Below are 250 nucleotides of genomic sequence, written 5' to 3'. Positions count from 1 at the left end.
CACCATGGATCCGTTATACTTGAGCATCGGTCCGGCGTTGCCGAGCTCATAGTTGCTCCCGACCTGAAGCAACGCCGTGGAACCGAACGATTCCACAGTGACGGAGGGCACACCGATCGTTCCGTCGCCGTTCAGATCCTGGTGAAAGACCGTCTCCAGTGATTCAAGCGCGCTGCTGCCGCCGGAGACGATCTCGGTCAGGTTTCCAGTATAGTTGCCGTTCGCGTCGGTGCTCCAGACCGTATAATTA

The 250-nt window shown here is 57.6% G+C and carries 1 pseudogene; it reads right to left on the bottom strand.

The annotated features are described in order from the left end of the window. Nucleotides 1-250 (bottom strand): annotated as a pseudogene (locus QJT78_RS52585) (hypothetical protein); the annotation flags it as partial.

The sequence above is a fragment of the Bradyrhizobium sp. Mp27 genome (genome assembly GCF_029953005.1).
GTDB classification, from domain to species: Bacteria; Pseudomonadota; Alphaproteobacteria; order Rhizobiales; family Xanthobacteraceae; genus Bradyrhizobium; species Bradyrhizobium barranii.
This window is presented reverse-complemented; position numbering and strand designations above follow the sequence as displayed.